Origin of the sequence: Neolewinella xylanilytica, from assembly GCF_002934605.1 — a bacterium.
Lineage (GTDB): Bacteria > Bacteroidota > Bacteroidia > Chitinophagales > Saprospiraceae > Neolewinella > Neolewinella xylanilytica.
Genome location: NZ_PTJC01000007.1, coordinates 334,713 through 350,115, shown reverse-complemented (window position 1 = coordinate 350,115; position 15,403 = coordinate 334,713). Strand labels below are relative to the sequence as shown.

Here is a 15,403-nt window from a genome sequence, read left to right as displayed (position 1 = left end):
CGTACTTACAGGGGAGCCGGGTTTGTCGCGGCACGAGCACCAAGCGTCGTACTTTCGGCGTTGGTTTTCTCTTACTCCTTACCGATGCGGTTACGCCCTACCCTCTTTACTTTGTTGGTACTTCTTTGCACCTGCGTCCGCGCCCAAGTAGAGACGGCGACCGTAACGGGAAAAGTGACCGACCTGGTCACCGAGCTGCCGGTAGACTTCGCGACCATCTACGTCCGGGGGGCAACCAGCGCCGTGGAAAGCAGCGAAACCGGCCGCTACGTAGCCACCGTGCCCGCGGGAGAAGCGTTCGTGCTCGTGTTCAGCCGTATCGGATTCCGGGAAACGGAAGTGAGCGTCGAGGAAATCCCCGCCGGCTCCCGCAAGCAGATCGACGTGGCCCTGGCCCCCGTGGAGAGCGACCTGGAGGTCATCGTGCGGGAAAGTAAGGTGGAGGAAGGCGGCATGATCCGGGAAGATCCCGCTCAGCTCCGGCTCCTGCCTTCCGTAACCGGCAACCTGGAAAGCCTGCTCCCCAGTATCGCGCTCGGCGTAAGCAGCGGGGCCGGCGGCGAGCTCACCAGCCAGTACAACGTGCGCGGCGGCAACTACGACGAAAACCTCGTCTACGTCAACGACTTTGAAATTTACCGCCCCCAACTTATCCGCCAGGGACAGCAGGAAGGACTCACTTTCGCCAACCCCAAACTGATGCGCAGCCTGAGCTTCAGCTCCGGGGGCTTCGAGGCCCGCTACGGCGATAAGCTATCCTCCGTACTCGACATCAAATACAAGCGGCCGGATAGCCTCCGTGCCTCCCTCGAAGCCAGCCTGCTCGGCGCCTCCGCCCACGTGGAAGGCAGCAAACGGCTGGGCCGCAGCAGCTACCAGCGACTGCGGTACCTGGTCGGCGCCCGCTACAAAACCACCCGCTACCTACTCGGCTCCCTGGAAACCACCGGGGAGTACCTGCCTAACTTCTTTGACCTCCAGGCCTACGTCACCTACGACTTCAACCGAACGCTGCAACTCGGCCTGCTTGGTAATTACAACCAAAGCATCTACAACTTCAACCCCGATCAGCGGCAGACGGCCTTCGGCGGCTTCTTCCAGACGCTCGTCCTCCAAAGCCAGTTCGAGGGGGCGGAACGCGACGACTTCCTCACCCAGATGGGTGGGCTTTCCCTGACGTACATTCCGGAACGCAGCGAGAATCCCCTTTTCCTCAAGTTCCTGACCTCCGCCTTCCGGAGCAACGAAAACGAATCCATCAGCATCGGCGGCCGCTACGTACTCGGCGAACTGGACTCGAACCTGGGCTCGGAAACCTTCGGCGAGCTAACGAGCATCGTGGGGACCGGCTTGCAACAACAAAACGTCCGCAACCTCCTGGATATCCAGGTGTACAACGCCGAGCTGCGCGGCGGCCTCGAACTGAACGGCGGCGACGAAGCCACCACCCGGGCCCACTTCCTCCAGTGGAGCGTAAAGGCGCAGCACGAACGGGTGAACGACTACATCAACGAATGGGAACGGCTCGACTCCGCCGGGTACAGCCTGCCGTTCGACGAAGACGGGGTGCGCCTATTCAGCGTCCTGAAAACGGAGAACGATATCGTTAGCAACCGTTTCAGTGCCTTTCTCCAGGATACCTACACCTGGCGGCAGGAAGACCGAGGCGACATTCGCCTCAGTGCCGGCGTGCGTGCGGTAGCCTGGGATTTAAACGGACAGGTGGACGTCAGCCCCCGCGCCCAACTCCTCTACAAGCCCCTGGGCAAGGCAGCCGACATCACTTATAAGCTGGCGGGTGGACTGTACGTCCAGCAACCCTTCTACCGCGAGATGCGCGCGCCCGACGGTACCGTGAATACCGACCTCCGCAGCCAGAAATCGATCCACGTGGTAGGGGGCATAACCAGCGACTTTTACTACGGCAAGCGGAATCCCAAAAAGTTCCGGCTCATCACCGAGGCCTACTACAAATCACTGTGGGACCTCGTCAGCTACGAGATCGAGAACGTACGCATCCAGTACTCGGGCCTCAACGACGCCAGCGGGTACGTGGCGGGACTCGACTTCCGACTCAACGGCGAGTTCGTACCCGGAGCCGACAGCTGGCTCAACCTTAGCCTGTTGCGTGCCCGCGAAACCTTGCTGGGTGTACAGCATCGCGAGGTAATCGGCCGGGGCGAGGACGGTGAACCGATTTACGAAGACAAGGCGTACGTTCCGCGACCTACCGACCAGCTATTCCAGCTCTCGCTCTTCTTCCAGGACTATCTCCGGGATAATCCCAACTTCCGCACCCACGTAAACCTAACTGTCGGCGGTGGGCTCCCCTTTGGCATTCAGGGTAATAATGTGGTCACCCGCAATACCCTCCGCTTCGATACCTATCACCGCATCGACATCGGGTTCAGCCTCCGCCTCTTCGACCGCGAAGACTCCCGCAACGCTCTTACGTCTCCCCTGCGCTTCACCCGTTCGACCTTCATTAGCCTGGAAGCTTACAACCTGATGAACGTAGGCAACCAGGCCGGTAACACCTGGATCAAAACCATTTTCCAGCAGCAATACGCGGTTCCGAACCGGCTTACGGGGCGCCGGGTGAATCTGCGGCTGCTCATGGAATTCTAGCTGCTGGCTGAACGAGGAGGTCCCGGTCTGTTGCGATTCCGGCCATTCCATCCCGCTTTCCGCCAAAGCGGCAAAAGGAAAAGTTACCCACGCAAGATTTGGCCCCGCTGCCGCGTAGATTGAACAGTGTTTGTTCAAAGTGTCTCAAGCGAATCGGTACTCCTCAGTTTAACTCAGGATCGAAACGTGTTCCAAGCCAGTTTTTTCGGGTTCATCTCCGAAAAGACTGGCTTGTTTTTTATATTGGTTGCCCGCTCTTGCGAAAAACACCAATAAAACCCGATGCGCTTAGCCAACTTGATAAGCCTCCTGGGCTTAATCCAAGGCCTGCTACTGGTCGCGGTCATCCTATGGGCCCACAGACCCCGGCGTCCAACCCTCCTTCTCGGATGCTTCATTCTCACGTTGAGCCTGCGCATCGTCCCCTTCCTCCTGTTCCGGCTTCCTATCGGAACCGCCTATCCGGAACTTCGGTGGTTGCCCCTCTACTTCTGGCATAGCTCGCTGCCGTTGCTGTACCTCTATATCCGAACGCTGACTGGACAGTTGTCCTGGCGTAGAGATTGGCGGCACCTCCTACCCGGCGCGGCGGAATTCCTGTTGGTTTCCGCGGTATTCCTGGTGGAATACACCCGTTCCGGCCCCTTATGGGATCCGGAGACGGCCGAGCGCGTCTTCTCGGTGTATACCGTAATTGGGATCGTCCCGAATCTCCTCTATGCCTGGCTCGTTATCCGCTTACTCAACCGAAGCCAACTAGGTATCAAGCAGTACTACTCCGATCTCTCCGGCAAAAACCTTACCTGGCTGAAGATCTCCGTAATCTTGATCAGTGCCCTGGCCGCCAGTTACAGCTTTCTCCGCTTCGGCCCCATAGCGGTAGAGTGGGACACCGTCACGATCTTCGGGGCCGTGCTGAATACGCTCTCTATTTATTACGTCAGCATCAATGGCTTGCGGCAGTTCGCATTGGCCGACACGATTCACCTCCAGGAGCCGGTGACCTTGCCGCCCGATATTTCCCGGACGAACACCGATGGCGATCAGCCCCACCTCTTCGAAACGGTAGACCGGCACGTACGCGGGCAAAAGCCTTATCTCGACCCACAGCTGACGATCGCTAACCTCAGCGAAGCGCTGCGCATCAGCGAACGAAATTTGAGCCGCATCATCAACTCCGGCAGCGGCCAGCACTTCAACCGATACATTAACCGATATCGCGTGGAGCACGCCAAGCGATTGTTGTTGGACGAAGCCTACGATCACTACAACATGGAGGGCATCGCCGCGGAATCTGGCTTCAACAACAAAGCCACTTTTTACCAGGCCTTCAAGCGGTACTCCAAACTCAGTCCCGGAACCCTGCGCAAGGTCCGCGATTCCCGGTCCGGATTGAACTGAGCGTCCCGACCGACTCTATAATCGGCGTACTTCCATCGCGGCCCGGCGGTCCGTATTGTTACGAAAGGTGTAAAGATTCCGGCCGATCCGGTCAGATTTCAGCCAATTTTAGTCAATTGGCGGGTATCCTGACCAATGGACCCTCACGATGGAAGACCTTTGGATGACTATTGAAACCACCTTTAAACTCATTCATTTTGCCTATCGACCCACCTCGCTCCTATCGGAAGCGCGATGCGACGTGGGAACGGCTGCTGCGACTGATGCAGGAGAAAAAACCCTACCTCGACACCAAACTCGTACAGCAGGATATCGCCCGACAACTGCACGTCAGCAACCGAACGCTGAGCAGAACCCTTGGCGAAAAAGCCAATCTGCATTTTAGCGCCTTCATCAACCAATTCCGCGTGGAAGAGGCCCGTCTGCTACTGCGGAACGAGAATCTGAGCCACCTTAGCCTGGAAGCCGTCGCCCAAATGGCGGGCTTTAATAGCCGCGCCGTCTTTTACCGCTGCTTCACCAATATGGAAAAAATGAGCCCCGCTCAGTTCCGGGCCAATCCGAGAAAGAACTACTGAAATTGTGTTTGTTAGTGTCTCTGTAGCCTTGCCCCGCCGCCGCCCTCTACAGGTCGCGGCGGTTTTTTTTGGCGCCGGAGCGCAGGAGAGAAAACGGCTCCTACAACCTCCCGGAACGTGGGAAAGCTACCCAGAAAAACACCGCGGCCCCGATTCCTACCGTACCCGGCACTACCCAGATCGACCACCAGTCATGGGTACCGTCCGCCAGGAGGTTCGCACTCACCGTCTCCCCGGCGATCCAGCTTCCCAGAAAGGCGCCAAGCCCGAGGTTGGCGAAGGATATCAAACCCTGGGCGGTATTGCGGAGGTAGCTGGGCACCCGGTTGTTGACGTAGATTTGGGCCGCGATGATGATCCAGGCGAAAGCCACGCCCTGCACCATGATGCCCGCGTAGAGTAACCATTCCTGGTCGCCGGGCCGGCCGATCCCGAAGGCGAAGTAGCGCAACCCCCAGGCCATCAGCCCCCAGAAGATGATGCCCCGAAAACGAAACCTCCGGAAAATGATCGGCATCGCCAGTACCACGGCAATCTCGAACAGCTGCCCGAGCGCCATCTTAGCCGCCGCGGCCTCCCAGCCCACCTCGTTCAGAAATGGATTCAGGAAGCTATAGTAAAAGGAGGAGGGAATGCAACTTGCCAGGAGCGCGATCAGCAGTACCACCATGCCCCGTTCGCGGAAAATACTCCGGACCTCTTCTCCCCGCAGCGCAGCCCAGTTGAAGCCCGGTTCCGGCGGCGTGTGGGGCAAAAAGAACGAGTACCCCGCCAGTAACAGGGCTACGATACCTCCCGACAGTATCGGCAAGGCGGAGTACTCCACCTGGAAAACGCTCAGCGCTACTCCGACCAGCATGAACGATACCGTTCCCCACACCCGGATCAGCGGGTATTCCTGGGCGGGCCGCTCCAGGTGGTAGAAGCACATGGCCGCCGCGAGGCTGAAAGTGGGGATGAAGCAAAGGTTGAATAGCAGCATCCAGCCGTAAAACCATCCGAAACTGGTCGTAAAGTAGCAGGCGATCAGCGCCGATCCACCGATGACATTCAGTACCCCCATCAGGCGTTCGGAGGGGTAGCTACGGTCGGCCAACCAGCCCATTAGCGGCGGAGCTACCGTAGCGGCAATGGCGTTAGTCGCGTAAATCATGCCTACCTGCAGGCCCGTAAACTCGAGGGTATCGAGCAGGTAAGTCCCCAAATTGATCAGCCAGCTCGACCAAACGGCAAATTGGAGGAAGAGCAGTACGGAAAGCCTCCCTTTCAGATACCCTAAAGCATGCCGGTTTCCGCCCTTTTGACCACTCACGGGGCAAAAGTACGTTTAAGGTCTTCGGCCGATACGGGTAGTAGACGTAATTACAGTTCCAACCGGTCGACCAGCCGATCCGCGATCTTCTTTACCACCCCGTCCTCGAAGGGGTTTTCCAGGCCGGCCAGTTTGACCAGCTCGAGGAAGGACTTCGACCCACCGGCCTTACAGAGTTGGACGTAGCTGTTCCAGGCCGAGGCGTGGTCCTTTTCGTCCATCAAGTGGAACTGGAAGGCACAGATCTGGGCCAGGCAGTAATCGATGTAGTAAAACGGCACGCTGTAGATATGCCCCTGGCTCTGCCAGAAGGTGCCGGCTTGCAGGTGGGCGTTATCGCTGTAATCGAGGTGCGGCAGGTAGGTTGCCTCCATTTCCTTCCAGATCGCGTTGCGGCCGGCGTTGTCGAGGTCCGGATTTTCGTACACGCAGTGCTGGAACTCGTCTACCGCACAACCGTAGGGAAGAAAACGGAAGGCACCGGACAGGTGGCTGAAGTAATACTTCTGGGTATCCTCCTTGAAGAAGCCCTCCATCCAGGGGTAAGTGAAGAATTCCATGCTCATCGAGTGGATCTCCGCGGCGTCGAAGGTGGGCCAGTTGTACTCCATCGGGCGCTGGTCGCGGCTGCTGTACACCTGGAAAGCATGGCCGAACTCATGGGTGAGTACGTCGATGTCGTGGCTCGTACCGTTGAAGTTGCTGAAAATGTAGGGCGTCTGATACTCGTTGATGTAGGTGCAGTACCCACCGGGGGCCTTGCCGTCCTTGGCTTCGAGGTCCATCAGTTTGCGCTCCTGGAGGATTCGGAAGAAGTCACCGGTCTCCTCGCTCAGCTCCCGGTACATCTTGTCGGCGTGGGCCACGATCTCCTCCGGGCTGCCTTTGGGGGTAGGATTCCCATCGGGGAACCGGAAAGCAAGATCGTAGTACCGCAGCCGGTCTACCCCTAGTCGTTCGCGTTGCTTTTCGTATAGCTGCTGGGCGATGGGCACGATATGATCGCGGATCTGCCGGCGGAAATTGGCCACTTCTTCGGGCCCGTAGTCCGTACGGTTCATATTGGCGTAACCGAGTTCCACGTAGTTGTCGTATCCGAGCTTGTGGGCCATAGTAGTCCGGAGTTGCACCATTTCCGCGTAGATGGCTTCCAGGCGGTCGCGATGGTCGGCGAACCAGTTCCACTTGGCGGTGCTGGCTTCCCTGCGTTTCTCCCGGTCGGGAACCTGCTCGAGCGGGGCGATGCTGGAGAGGTTGTAAATTTTTCCGTCCAGTTCGATCTCGGCCCCACCGCGCATTTCGGTGAATTCGCTGCTTAGCTTGTTGGTCGCCTGCAATTCCTCCAGGATCTCCGGGCGGAAGGTGTTGAGGCTGACTTTGGCGGAATCGAACAGCTGCTTACCGAACTTCAGCTCGATGGACTCCCGGTGCGGGCTATCCAGCAGCGCCCGATAGTAATCGATGCGCCACTGCTCGGTGCGGGGGAGATGGGTGTCGAACCACTCTTTTTCTTCCTTATAAAATTTGTCGCGGGTGTTAATGCTGTAGCGGATATAACCGATATTGTAAGCCGTAGCTACGGTCGCCCGAATCGCGTCGATCTGTTCTACCGCCGCAATGGCATCATTGACGGTTTCCGCCTTGCGCAATACAACAAGTACGTCCTGAAACGCATTTTCTAGCCGATCCAAGTCCGGTCGATTATATTCAAAGTCCGGAAAAGTAATTTGTGCCATGTAGACTGGTATGAATTGAAGGGTGATTGAACCTGCGCCCCGGCGCCCTAACCTTAACCACGCACCGCTACCCTATAGTTCACCTATGCTCGGACAGTCGCTCAAGCAATCCCAGCTCCAAAAGCTCAGCCCGCGTCAGATTCAGTTGATGCAGTTGATGCAGCTGCCGCTGTATGAGTTGGAGCAGCGGGTAAAGGAGGAGCTGGAACGCAACCCCACCCTCGAGGAAGCCCCGCCGGAATCCGCCAACGACCCCCTCGATCACGACGCCCAGGAAGCCGATCAAAAGCAAGACGACCCCTTCGAAATGGAGGAGCTCTTCCAGCAGTACATCGACGACGACCCCACTAACTACCAGCAGTCCGGAAGCAACGAGGAAACCTACGACGCCCCCGGCAGCTACACGGCCGACGAGAACTCCTTCTTTGAGTACCTGGAAGGACAGCTCTCCAGTCTGGAGTTCGATACCCCCCTCGACCGCACCATCGCCCTGCAGATTATCGGCAACCTCGACGACGACGGTTACCTACAGCGGCTGCCTTCCGCCATTGCCGACGACCTGCTTATCAACTACAACGTCGAGGTCGACACCCGTCGGATCAAGGACGTACTGAAGATCGTCCAGTCTCTGGACCCGCCGGGCCTGGCCGCCCGCAACCTCCGGGAATGCCTGCTGCTTCAGCTCAACAACAAGGTCGACAACGGCGAAGACCTGGATGCCCACCACTTCGCCGACCTGGTGCTCGCCCAGACCATCATCCGCGAGTACTTCGAGCTCTTCAGTAAAAAGCACTACGACAAGCTCCGGGACAAACTACAGGTCGACGAAGACGAACTCCGGGACGCCCTCAACGAGATTCTGAAACTCAACCCGAAACCGGCTTCGGGCCTCAGCGGCCGTGCCGGGGGGAGGGCGGCACGTGTCGTCGTGCCGGATTTTCTCGTCACGGTGCAGGACGGTGAGCTCAAACTCCGCCTCACCTCCCGCAACGCCCCCGACCTGAAGATCAATGACTACTACCAGCAACAGCTCGCCGAATACCGCCGGAAGCAAAAGGAAAGCGGGAAACTGACGACCGCCCAGAAACAGGCAGCCGGTTTCATCCGCCAGAATATCGATTCCGCCAGCTGGTTCATCGAGGCCATCCAACAACGGCAGCAGACCCTGTACAGCGTAATGCACGCCATCGTCCGCTACCAGGAGCAGTTCTTCCGCACCGGTGACCTGAAGACCCTCCGGCCCATGATCCTCAAGGACATTGCCGCCCCCACCGAGCTGGACATCAGTACCGTGAGCCGGGTCGTGAACAGCAAGTTCGTCCAGACCGACTACGGCACCTTCTCCCTGCGGGAATTCTTCAGCGAAGGCATGACCAATAAGGAAGGCGAGGAAGTGAGTACGACCCAGGTAAAGAAGGTACTGGGCGAAATTATCGACAAGGAAAACAAACGCAAGCCCCTGAACGACAGCAAACTGCAAAGCGCGCTGAAGGATGCCGGCTACGATATCGCCCGGCGAACGGTGGCGAAATACCGGGAACAGCTCGGCCAGCCCGTAGCCCGATTACGCAAGGAATTGTAACAAACATCTCCCGGTATTGTACGTACTATTGCGGCCCCAATAAACCAGCTGCCTATGTCCAATTCCGAGTCCGTCGTCAACAACCCCGATAAAAACCGTTTCGAAATTAGCCAGGGTTCCCAACTGAGTAAGCTCGAGTACCGCATGAAGGATGACGAATTCATCGACTTGGTACACACCGAAGTTCCCGACGAGCTCTCCGGTCAGGGCATTGGTGGCAGTCTCGTCAGCACCGCCCTCCAGTACGCCCGCGACAACAACTTGAAGGCTATCCCGTCCTGCCCCTTCGTGGCCTCCTACGTGAGCCGCCACCCCGAGTGGGAAGACGTTACGGTAGCGCCGTAAATGCTGACCCTGCTGCTGGTTGCCCTAACCGTTCAGGTCGCCGCCTGGCTGTTTATCTTTTACCGGGCCCTCGATCCCGCCCCCGGGCCGGCTAGCCATGAGCAGCCCGTCTCCGTCCTGGTTTGCTTCCATAACGAAGCGGCTACGCTGGAGGCCTGTCTGCGCTCCATCCTCACCCAACGGCACTCCGCTTTCGAACTCCTCGCCGTCGACGATAACTCCACCGACGGCTCCGGCGACATTGCCGCGAAGCTGGCCGGTGAAGACGACCGCCTGCGCATCATCGACCCCGGCGATACCAACCCCGGCAAACGCGATGCCCTCCGCGCCGGGCTCCGGGCCGCGAATCACGATATCGTTTTGCTCACCGACGCCGACTGCATAGCCGCCAGCGATGAATGGCTCACGCGTATGACGGCTCCCCTCGCCCAATCCGACGAGGTGGTCCTCGGCTGCGCGCCGCTCCGGGGCGGCAGGAGCCTTTTGGCCGCCTGGCAGCGGTACGAGGCAACCCACGTCGCCCTCCACTACCAGGGGTTGGCCCGCCGCGGCTACCCGTACATGGCCGTGGGGCGGAACCTGGCCTACCAACGCACCTTTTTCCGACGGGCGGGCGGTTTTCCCGGCCCCGACAACCTGCCCGGTGGCGACGACGACCTGATCGTCGGTTATTATTCCCGGGCGCGCACCACGGCCCGCGTCACCGAGCCGGCGGCCTGGACGTTCAGCACGCCCGTCCCTACCCTGGTCGGCTACATCAAGCAAAAACTTCGGCACCAGTCGGTAGGCCTGCACTACCGCGGCGCCCACCAGGCCTTGCTGGTGGGGCTGGCGCTAAGTCATGGCCTCTTTTACCTGACCGGCTTCTTTTTACTCTTCACCGCGGTATGGAAGTGGGCGCTGCTGGCCTACGCCCTCCGCGCGCTCGTGGTAGCGGCAACTTTTTGGCGCAAGCCGGTGCGCCAGTTTTTGGGCGGGGACGCAGGTGTCCTGTTTTTCCTGAAACTGCCCATGATTTTGGTATTTGATTTACTGTACTCCTGGCATTATGTGTTTTTGCTGACCGCCAGCTTTTCCAGTTCGAAGAGCTGGTAAGCGGCTCCCCTAACCGTGGTATCTTAGCGATTGCATGAAGAAGAACCGCCGCAAAAGCCAGGCCCTATGGCTGCGCCGCACCCGCAGCGTACACCGCTGGACGGGGCTGGCGCTGTTCGTTTTCTTTTTCGTGATCGGGGTCACCAGCGTCCTGCTGGGCTGGAAGAAGGACAGCGAATGGATCATGCCATCCACCGCAACTGGCACGGACCGCCCCCTATCCGAATGGCTGCCCCCGGATGAATTGCTGACGATTGCCCAGACCGCCCTGGTGGATTCGCTCGGCCCCGACTACGGTACCACCATCGATCGCATCGACTACCGCCCCGGTAAAGGCTCCATCAAGTTCCTCTTCGAAAACCACTACGGCGAAGTCCAACTGGACGGCGCCACCGGCGAAGTCCTCAGCATCGGCATCCGCCGCGCCGACTTCATCGAGCACATCCACGACGGTAGTATCGTGAACGACCCGTTCAAGCTGGTCTATTCCACCCTGATGGGCCTGGCTACGGTGGTGTTTACGGTTAGTGGGTTTTGGTTGTGGTATGGGCCTAAGGTAATGCGGCGTGGGTAGAGATAGTAGGAGCTAAGTAGGTAGTCTCCTTATCCAACTGGTGGTTTTGGGTGCCGAAAAGGGCGAGGATCCACTAATTGGACCCACAACCGTCAATTTGTTCTACCTTGACTACTCTTTCATCATCGGCGGATATACAGGACGTAAACACGTCAATTTCTGTCAGTTTATGGTTGTATGCGCAATGCGTTGATCACTGTGTTACGCGCAAACAAAAAAGTGTGCGATTCTGAAAAATTAAACTTAAAGTGTTCAAACTGATGTTCAGAAAGAAAATGTGTTGGGAAATTTGATTACTTTGAATTGTTAGTTTATCTATGTTTAAAAGTTAATAAGCTATGGAATTCCCTGGTAAAGGAGGAAGAAAACCACTTCTAGATTTAAGTTCTAGTATAATATCCTTAGATCGAAATAATCCTAGATTAATTCCTTATTTGCCTAAAGCAGAAGATGCTTCTCAGTCAGATTTGGTAAGGGTGCTATACGAGCACTTTGATTCTGAGAATGTTGGGTTATCACTAGTTCAAAACGGATATTTTGACGAAGAGCCCATTGTAGTAATTCCTGATAAAAAGCCTAAAGATTTTGATCCCAACGCATATGACAACGTCGATGATTTAGCTGAAAAATATAAAGAACTTATAGAGGCGGGTGAAATTACATTTACTGTTGTTGAAGGAAATCGTCGTTTGTCAGCTATAAAATTAATTTCTAATAAGGCTCTTAGAGATGAATTGAAACTCGATAAAATTTTTCCCAAAACGAATGATGAATACATACTCTATGATATAACAAATATTCCTTCAATTATCTACCCTAAAAGGGAAGATGTATATACCTATTTAGGAATAAGGCATATAGCTGGAAATCTTAAATGGGAAGCTTTTGCGCAGGCATCATATACAGCTGATATGATCGACTTTTATGTCAAGCAAGATAAATCAGTGAGTGAAGCTATAAAAGAGGTTCAACAAATCATTGCTCACAGATCTGATAAATTGGTCAAGCAATATGTAGCATTTAAACTATATGAGCAGGCTAATGAGGATTTAGATTTTGACACCAAACCTATAATAAATAAATTTAGTCTATTAACTGTTGCCTACAATAGTGGAGCAATCAGAGATTATGTAGGACTGCCAAAATATAAAGATGTAAATTTTGGACAGGATTTAGTTCCCGATGATAAACTTGAAGAATTTAGAAACATACTTACTTGGATCTACGGAGATAAATCAAGAAATAAAAACCGTGTTCTCTCCGACTCTAGGAAAATTACCAGTGAGTTAAGTTATGTCGTAAAGCACGAAGAAGCAGTTGAGTACCTTATGCAGTATGAGGATTTAGATGGTGCATATGAGAGAACTAGCGGCGAGAAAGAGTTTTTACTTAAGAAAATAAGAAATGCAACAAGAGCTATAAAATCTTCATTGCAGTACGCATATAAATATAGAAACGAAGAACAGTTGCTTGATGAAGTAGAGTTACTGAAAGAAGCTATTGAAGTCCTCGAAAAGAATATTCATTAGGCTATGGATTACGTTGATTTCAAAGAAGGAAAAGCAATTGAATGGCTGGAACTTAATCTTTTGCAGACTGGACGATTTATGTCCAAAAGTAAGATTATCACTATTAGTGGTGAAGAAGACGAAGATATAGTCGATAGTTGGATTTCTGAATTAGAAGAAAGATCGCGATTTTATAAAGACCCTTTATACGAAATCGAGAATAATATCATCAGGCCTTTGAAAAGCTACACAGAAGTTCCTGAATATTTCTTGTGTGTATATTATTCATTTTATGGCGCATCAGATACTTCTAACGGAACTAAATTGTTTGAAATTCTTAGTGCATATGCTCTGAAAAATTTCATTGACGGAAATGTATACGTCCTCGGATTTCCAGCAAGTAAAAATTTAAATACTTATTTAGATGAATTGGCCGTAAGATGTATTGAAGAAAGAGGATTACTCGCTTCAAATGATTATAAAGACGATGGGGTAGATGCTATTGGTTATAAGACCTTTGACGACGGCAGAAGCGGTAATTTTTACGTTTTGATGCAATGTGCGGCGGGAATACATTGGACAAAGAAAAAAGCTATCAATTTAGGTCGCTGGACTAATTACATACAATGGTTCAACACTAATATAATTTGCTCTATATCCACTGTCGACTATGTGGTTCAGAAGGATTGGGTGAAAAGAGTTTCAGACTATGGCATGGTTTTAGATCGTCTTAGAATTTACAACTTTTTGTATAAAGAAGAAGTTGACGTATCTTTGCGCACTGACACTTTAGAATGGTGCAGTGTGAAAATTGAAGAATGAAGTTTATTGATCTTTTTGCGGGGTTGGGAGGGTTTCATAATGCACTAGAAGAATTGGGAGCTGAATGCGTTTTTGCATCTGAAAAAAAGCAAACTTTACGGAATTTGTATGAGGAAAACTTTGGGATATACCCAGAAGGAGACATCACTAAAGTTGATTTGAGTTGTATTCCTGACCATGATATTTTGTGTGCAGGTTTTCCTTGTCAGCCATTTTCTAAGGCTGGTATGCAAAATGGATTACGTGACGAAAAGAACGGATACTTATTTGATTATATTGTTGAAATTTTAAGGCTTAAAAGACCTAAATACTTTATTCTTGAGAATGTCAGGAATCTTGAAAAACATGAAAGTGGTAAGACATATAAATATATAATTGACAAACTAGAAAACGAACTAGAGTATACCGTAAAATGCTCTATTTTGTCCCCGCATAATTTTGGAGTTCCGCAGCATCGTGAAAGATTTTTTGTAGTAGGGAGTACTGATGATATTGATCATTTTGAATGGCCTAGAAAGAGCAAACAAGAAACTAATATAGAGTCTATTCTAGATTCAAAATATGACAACTTTGATTCTTTAAAATTAGAGGAAGAAAAAATATTCGTACTGCAACTTTGGCAAGAGTTTCTTGAAAGATTACCTAAAGGTTTGGCAATCCCTGGCCCGCTTTGGTCTATGGAGTTTGGTGCTACTTACCCATTCGAAGGAGAAACACCTTATTCTGTAAGTTCGATCAAACTTGGGAAAAGTAAAGGTAATTTTGGCGTTTCTCTTAAAGGATTAAGCTTAAATGAAACGTTTGCTAGTTTACCGTCATATGCTAGGCATGAGGTCAATCGATTTCCAGTTTGGAAGGAGAATTTTATTAGGAAAAATAGGAACTTTTATCTTGAGCATGGTTATTTATTTAATGACTTAGTTCCACATATTAAAAATTTAGGAGTACCTAGTTGGCAAAAATTTGAATGGAATGTAAAAGGTGGAGAAAGGAATATTTTTAGATACCTCATTCAATTTCGTGGATCTGGAGTCCGAGTCAAAAGAACTGATTATTTTCCGTCTTTAGTCACAGTAAGCACACAAATTCCAATAGTCGCAAGTAGGTTAAGGTATCTGAGTATAGAAGAAGGAAAAAAATTGCAGAGTATGAAAAAGTTAAAAATGCCAGACCATCCTTCTTCCGCTTTCTATGCCCTTGGAAATGCGGTGAACTCTAAAGTAGTAAAATTGGTCTGCCAAAACCTAGTGACAGAATTTGGGAAAGTAAAAAAGGAATTCAAGCAATTATCTTTAATTTAAGTTAAAAATGCGCGCAACACCGCGCCAATACCATTAAGTTAAGAGTTCACTCATAATACCTCATCCTCAGTTGCTGCCCGGTTTTAGGCCGTATCCGGCCGCCTTAGAGAGTATTGCATAAAGTGTGTCAGTAATTCTTTTTAGGATTAAAGGTTAAGTTAAAAAGTGAATAGGCCATCTTCCCCGGCTCAAAGGTCCAGGCGCAATCGGTCATCGTGGAGGATGGCCTGTTGCGATAAGATCCGGTTCCAGTTGTGCATAGGCTTATGCCCTTTGGCGGTGACGACGCGCTGGACGAGGTAGAGCAGGTTAGCTTCGCTGCTGCCTTCGGCGGACATCAGCGCCGTATCGGAGGTAGAAGAAGCCTTTGTCTTGGTCACCCGCCCGAACTGCCGGTGGAAGGCCTACATGGCGTTCGTGATTGAGCTTACATCTAGGGGGCCTTCCCCAGGTGACGCGGCGGATAAGCGGACTATAGTTAAATATGAGGGTCAGATTGTCCCAGTTGCGGCGCCGGGAGG

The 15,403-nt window shown here is 52.9% G+C and carries 13 protein-coding genes; 10 read left to right on the top strand and 3 right to left on the bottom strand.

Annotated elements, in window-relative coordinates; all coding sequences use genetic code 11:
• Positions 1 to 111: 111 nt before the first annotated feature.
• The 3 genes from CLV84_RS19385 (at position 112) to CLV84_RS19375 (ending at position 4,607) form a co-directional block, all read left to right on the top strand.
• Complete coding sequence (locus tag CLV84_RS19385; protein ID WP_245911564.1) at positions 112 to 2,628, top strand: TonB-dependent receptor; 2,517 nt, start codon at positions 112 to 114, stop codon at positions 2,626 to 2,628.
• Between the two features lie 405 nt (positions 2,629 to 3,033).
• Positions 3,034 to 4,029, top strand: coding sequence for a helix-turn-helix domain-containing protein (locus CLV84_RS19380; RefSeq protein ID WP_170067787.1), 996 nt, complete (start codon positions 3,034 to 3,036; stop codon positions 4,027 to 4,029).
• Between the two features lie 197 nt (positions 4,030 to 4,226).
• Entirely contained in the window at positions 4,227 to 4,607 is a 381-nt protein-coding gene (locus CLV84_RS19375; RefSeq protein ID WP_104421488.1) for a helix-turn-helix domain-containing protein, read from the top strand.
• Positions 4,608 to 4,707: 100 nt separating this feature from the next.
• On the opposite strand, the gene CLV84_RS19370 is transcribed toward CLV84_RS19375, so the two are convergent.
• Together CLV84_RS19370 and CLV84_RS19365 are read right to left on the bottom strand one after the other, a co-directional pair.
• Positions 4,708 to 5,919 (bottom strand): MFS transporter, encoded by a 1,212-nt coding sequence (locus tag CLV84_RS19370; RefSeq protein WP_104421487.1) that lies wholly within the window; start codon positions 5,917 to 5,919, stop codon positions 4,708 to 4,710.
• A gap of 50 nt (positions 5,920 to 5,969) precedes the next feature.
• Entirely contained in the window at positions 5,970 to 7,655 is a 1,686-nt protein-coding gene (locus CLV84_RS19365) for a M3 family oligoendopeptidase (protein ID WP_211295306.1), read from the bottom strand.
• A gap of 85 nt (positions 7,656 to 7,740) precedes the next feature.
• Here CLV84_RS19365 and rpoN point away from each other — a divergent pair, with 85 nt between their 5' ends.
• From rpoN to CLV84_RS19330, 7 genes are all read left to right on the top strand, one after another.
• Positions 7,741 to 9,237 carry an RNA polymerase factor sigma-54 gene (gene rpoN / locus CLV84_RS19360; protein ID WP_104421486.1) on the top strand — a complete coding sequence of 499 codons (1,497 nt, stop codon included), beginning with the start codon at positions 7,741 to 7,743 and terminating at the stop codon, positions 9,235 to 9,237.
• Between the two features lie 54 nt (positions 9,238 to 9,291).
• Positions 9,292 to 9,582, top strand: a complete 291-nt coding sequence (locus CLV84_RS19355) for a GNAT family N-acetyltransferase (RefSeq protein ID WP_104421485.1) — start codon at positions 9,292 to 9,294, stop codon at positions 9,580 to 9,582.
• A complete protein-coding gene (locus CLV84_RS19350; RefSeq protein ID WP_104421484.1) occupies positions 9,583 to 10,677 on the top strand; it encodes a glycosyltransferase in 1,095 nt (364 codons plus the stop codon).
• Between the two features lie 34 nt (positions 10,678 to 10,711).
• Positions 10,712 to 11,251 carry a PepSY-associated TM helix domain-containing protein gene (locus tag CLV84_RS19345; protein WP_104421483.1) on the top strand — a complete coding sequence of 180 codons (540 nt, stop codon included), beginning with the start codon at positions 10,712 to 10,714 and terminating at the stop codon, positions 11,249 to 11,251.
• 338 nt (positions 11,252 to 11,589) lie between these two features.
• Positions 11,590 to 12,780, top strand: coding sequence for a hypothetical protein (locus tag CLV84_RS19340; RefSeq protein WP_146088878.1), 1,191 nt, complete (start codon positions 11,590 to 11,592; stop codon positions 12,778 to 12,780).
• Positions 12,781 to 12,783: 3 nt separating this feature from the next.
• Positions 12,784 to 13,581, top strand: coding sequence for a hypothetical protein (locus tag CLV84_RS19335; RefSeq protein ID WP_104421481.1), 798 nt, complete (start codon positions 12,784 to 12,786; stop codon positions 13,579 to 13,581).
• The gene (locus tag CLV84_RS19330; protein ID WP_104421480.1) at positions 13,578 to 14,882 is read left to right on the top strand and encodes a DNA cytosine methyltransferase; all 1,305 of its coding nucleotides are present in this window, start codon (positions 13,578 to 13,580) and stop codon (positions 14,880 to 14,882) included. Before CLV84_RS19335 ends, CLV84_RS19330 begins: the two co-directional genes overlap by 4 nt.
• Positions 14,883 to 15,070: 188 nt before the next feature.
• Here CLV84_RS19330 and CLV84_RS21560 read toward each other — a convergent pair whose 3' ends face one another.
• Complete coding sequence (locus CLV84_RS21560) at positions 15,071 to 15,262, bottom strand: hypothetical protein (protein ID WP_146088877.1); 192 nt, start codon at positions 15,260 to 15,262, stop codon at positions 15,071 to 15,073.
• Between the last annotated feature and the right edge of the window lie 141 nt (positions 15,263 to 15,403).

Coding starts and splice junctions, on each gene's coding strand:
- CLV84_RS19350 (WP_104421484.1), top strand. CDS start 9,583: ATGCTGACCCTGCTGCTGGTTGCCCTAACCGTTCAGGTCGCCGCCTGG.
- CLV84_RS19340 (WP_146088878.1), top strand. CDS start 11,590: ATGGAATTCCCTGGTAAAGGAGGAAGAAAACCACTTCTAGATTTAAGT.
- rpoN (WP_104421486.1), top strand. CDS start 7,741: ATGCTCGGACAGTCGCTCAAGCAATCCCAGCTCCAAAAGCTCAGCCCG.
- CLV84_RS19335 (WP_104421481.1), top strand. CDS start 12,784: ATGGATTACGTTGATTTCAAAGAAGGAAAAGCAATTGAATGGCTGGAA.
- CLV84_RS19330 (WP_104421480.1), top strand. CDS start 13,578: ATGAAGTTTATTGATCTTTTTGCGGGGTTGGGAGGGTTTCATAATGCA.
- CLV84_RS19365 (WP_211295306.1), bottom strand. CDS start 7,655: ATGGCACAAATTACTTTTCCGGACTTTGAATATAATCGACCGGACTTG.
- CLV84_RS19345 (WP_104421483.1), top strand. CDS start 10,712: ATGAAGAAGAACCGCCGCAAAAGCCAGGCCCTATGGCTGCGCCGCACC.
- CLV84_RS19355 (WP_104421485.1), top strand. CDS start 9,292: ATGTCCAATTCCGAGTCCGTCGTCAACAACCCCGATAAAAACCGTTTC.